Consider the following 4,204-nt stretch of genomic DNA (forward strand, 5'->3'; position numbering starts at 1 on the left):
TGGGGGGTTTCCTTTGGTGTTGTTCCCGGTTTCTCTCTCGCCAGGGGGTTGCCGGGGTGAAGACGATGCCTGGGTTTAATTGTTTGTTGTGCCTGCCTGTTGTGGGTGGGTTTCGACGGAGAGTTTGATCCTGGCTCAGGACGAACGCTGGCGGCGTGCTTAACACATGCAAGTCGAACGGTGAAGCCCTTCGGGGTGGATCAGTGGCGAACGGGTGAGTAACACGTGAGCAACCTGCCCCTGGCTCTGGGATAACCACCGGAAACGGTGGCTAATACTGGATGTGACGCCTGCACGCATGTGCTGGGTGTGGAAAGATTTTTCGGCTGGGGATGGGCTCGCGGCCTATCAGCTTGTTGGTGGGGTGATGGCCTACCAAGGCGACGACGGGTAGCCGGCCTGAGAGGGCGACCGGCCACACTGGGACTGAGACACGGCCCAGACTCCTACGGGAGGCAGCAGTGGGGAATATTGCACAATGGGCGCAAGCCTGATGCAGCGACGCCGCGTGAGGGATGACGGCCTTCGGGTTGTAAACCTCTTTCAGCAGGGAAGAAGCTTCGGTGACGGTACCTGCAGAAGAAGCACCGGCTAACTACGTGCCAGCAGCCGCGGTAATACGTAGGGTGCAAGCGTTGTCCGGAATTATTGGGCGTAAAGAGCTCGTAGGCGGTGTGTCGCGTCTGCTGTGAAAACTCAGGGCTTAACTCTGAGCTTGCAGTGGGTACGGGCATACTTGAGTGCTGTAGGGGAGACTGGAATTCCTGGTGTAGCGGTGAAATGCGCAGATATCAGGAGGAACACCGGTGGCGAAGGCGGGTCTCTGGGCAGTTACTGACGCTGAGGAGCGAAAGCATGGGGAGCGAACAGGATTAGATACCCTGGTAGTCCATGCCGTAAACGTTGGGCGCTAGGTGTGGGGTCCATTCCACGGATTCCGTGCCGCAGCTAACGCATTAAGCGCCCCGCCTGGGGAGTACGGCCGCAAGGCTAAAACTCAAAGGAATTGACGGGGGCCCGCACAAGCGGCGGAGCATGCGGATTAATTCGATGCAACGCGAAGAACCTTACCAAGGCTTGACATGCGCAGTGGAATCCCAGAGATGGGGTGTCATTTAGTTGGTTGCGTACAGGTGGTGCATGGTTGTCGTCAGCTCGTGTCGTGAGATGTTGGGTTAAGTCCCGCAACGAGCGCAACCCTCGTTCCATGTTGCCAGCACTTCGGGTGGGGACTCATGGGAGACTGCCGGGGTCAACTCGGAGGAAGGTGGGGATGACGTCAAATCATCATGCCCCTTATGTCTTGGGCTTCACGCATGCTACAATGGCCGGTACAGAGGGCTGCGATACCGTGAGGTGGAGCGAATCCCTTAAAGCTGGTCTCAGTTCGGATCGGGGTCTGCAACTCGACCCCGTGAAGTCGGAGTCGCTAGTAATCGCAGATCAGCAACGCTGCGGTGAATACGTTCCCGGGCCTTGTACACACCGCCCGTCACGTCATGAAAGTCGGTAACACCCGAAGCCGGTGGCCTAACCCTTGTGGGGGGAGCCGTCGAAGGTGGGACTGGCGATTGGGACGAAGTCGTAACAAGGTAGCCGTACCGGAAGGTGCGGCTGGATCACCTCCTTTCTAAGGAGCTTCGTGGCTGGGGCTGCCCGTTGTGGGTGGTTGCTGGTGCGGGGTTTTTGAGATCGTCTGCTCGGACGCGTGTTCCGGGGGCGGTCGAGGGTGGAACGTCAGCATGGCAGGTCCTGGGTTTTGCCGGGGTGAGTACGGCGGCGCGTGAGTGTCGTGGGGAAAGCTTTCTGGTGGGTTCGGGGTGTGTCGCGTGGTGCACTGTTGGGTCCTGAGGGACCGGGCTGGGTTCTGCCCTGTGGTTGTCTGCTTCTGGCTGTGTGTCGGGGTGGGTGGTCGGGGGTGGGGTTGGTCGGGTGTCTTGTCGGGGTCTGTCCCTGGTCGTTCATACCGGTTGCCTGTTCGTGCTGATCTTTCGGGGTTGGTGGGGGTGGGTGGTGTCTGGTGGCGGTCGTGGTGGGGTGGGTGCCTGGTTGGTGGTTGAGAACTGCACAGTGGACGCGAGCATGATTCGCACATGTCGGGCCTGTCGGTCTTCGTGGAGGGGTGTTCGTTCCTTTTCGCGGGGTTGGTGGTGTCGGGTGTGTGTGGGTGTGCGCGTAGTGTTTTTTCGTGATCTGGTTTTTGTGGCATTCGTGCTGCTGTCGTCTCGGCTTCGTCTTCGGGCGGGGTGTGGGGTGGTGGTGGTGTGGGTGTGTCAAGTTTTTAAGGGCGCATGGTGGATGCCTTGGCATCAGGAGCCGATGAAGGACGTGGGAGCCTGCGATAAGCCTCGGGGAGTTGGCAACCGAATGTTGATCCGAGGGTGTCCGAATGGGGGAACCCGGCCGTCGTCATGGGCGGTCACCCGCACCTGAATGTATAGGGTGTGTGGAGGGAACGTGGGGAAGTGAAACATCTCAGTACCCACAGGAAGAGAAAACAAGAGTGATTCCGTGAGTAGTGGCGAGCGAAAGCGGATGAGGCTAAACCTCGGTCGTGTGATACCTGGTAGGGGTTGCGGTCGTGGGGTTGTGGGAGTTCACCGGAGCCGGCTACCACTGGTTCGGGGAGTGAGAAAGTTGTGGTGTAGCTGAAGGGCCTGGGATGGTCCGGCGTAGTGGGTGAGACCCCCGTAGGCGAAACATCATGACCTCCTTGGGTGGATGTCCCGAGTAGCACGGGGCTCGTGGAATCTCGTGTGAATCTGCCAGGACCACCTGGTAAGCCTGAATACTTCCTGATGACCGATAGCGGATAGTACCGTGAGGGAATGGTGAAAAGCACCCCGGGAGGGGAGTGAAAGAGTACCTGAAACCGTGTGCCTACAATCCGTCGGAGCAGACGTGTTCTGTGACGGCGTGCCTTTTGAAGAATGAGCCTGCGAGTTAGTGGTGCGTGGCGAGGTTAACCCGTGTGGGGTAGCCGTAGCGAAAGCGAGTCCGAACAGGGCGTGTGAGTCGCGTGCTCTAGACCCGAAGCGGAGTGATCTACCCATGGCCAGGTTGAAGCGCGGGTAAGACCGTGTGGAGGACCGAACCCACCAGGGTTGAAAACCTGGGGGATGAGCTGTGGGTAGGGGTGAAAGGCCAATCAAACTCCGTGATAGCTGGTTCTCCCCGAAATGCATTTAGGTGCAGCGTCGCGTGTTTCTTGCCGGAGGTAGAGCTACTGGATGGCCGATGGGCCCCACCGGGTTACTGACGTCAGCCAAACTCCGAATGCCGGTAAGTGAGAGCGTGGCAGTGAGACTGCGGGGGATAAGCTTCGTAGTCGAGAGGGAAACAGCCCAGATCATCAGCTAAGGCCCCTAAGCGTGTGCTAAGTGGGAAAGGATGTGGAGTTGCGCAGACAACCAGGAGGTTGGCTTAGAAGCAGCCACCCTTGAAAGAGTGCGTAATAGCTCACTGGTCAAGTGATTCCGCGCCGACAATGTAGCGGGGCTCAAGTACACCGCCGAAGCTGTGACATTCATGCGTTGAACTTCAGGGGCTTTCGGGTTCCTGCAGGTGTGTGGATGGGTAGGGGAGCGTCGTGTGTGGGGTGAAGTTCTCGGGTGACCGGGGGTGGACTGCACGCGAGTGAGAATGCAGGCATGAGTAGCGAATGACGGGTGAGAAACCCGTCCGCCGATTGACCAAGGGTTCCAGGGCCAGGTTCATCCGCCCTGGGTAAGTCGGGACCTAAGGCGAGGCCGACAGGCGTAGTCGATGGACAACGGGTTGATATTCCCGTACCGGCGTAGAACCGTCCATGTCGAATCTGGTGATGCTAAGCACCCAAAGCCCTCAGCACCTTCGGGTGGTGGGTGGTGGAGCGTGTGGCCCGAGCTGGTAGTAGGCAAGCGTAGTAACAGGGGTGACGCAGGAGGCTAGTCTCCGCACGGCGATGGTTGTCCGTGTCCAAGGGTGTAGGGAGTGTCGTAGGCAAATCCGCGGCGCTGACTTTGATGTCGATCTTGAGACCTGATGGTGACCGCGTATGCGGGAAGTGGGTGATGCCATGCTGCCTAGAAAAGCCTCGGCGCGAGGTTCGAGCCGCCCGTACCCTAAACCGACTCAGGTGGTCAGGTAGAGAATACCGAGGCGATCGAGTGAATCGTGGTTAAGGAACTCGGCAAAATGCCCCCGTAACTTCGGGAGAAGGGGG

At 58.9% G+C, this 4,204-nt stretch carries 2 rRNA genes; both read left to right on the top strand.

What is annotated here, in order from left to right:
• Nucleotides 1-112: 112 nt before the first annotated feature.
• Nucleotides 113-1,630, top strand: a 16S ribosomal RNA gene (locus ACFFKU_RS18475).
• Nucleotides 1,631-2,271: 641 nt separating this feature from the next.
• Nucleotides 2,272-4,204: ribosomal RNA gene (locus ACFFKU_RS18480) — 23S ribosomal RNA — on the top strand; the annotation flags it as partial.

Origin of the sequence: Kineococcus gynurae, assembly GCF_042433995.1 — a bacterium.
Classification (GTDB): domain Bacteria; phylum Actinomycetota; class Actinomycetes; order Actinomycetales; family Kineococcaceae; genus Kineococcus; species Kineococcus gynurae.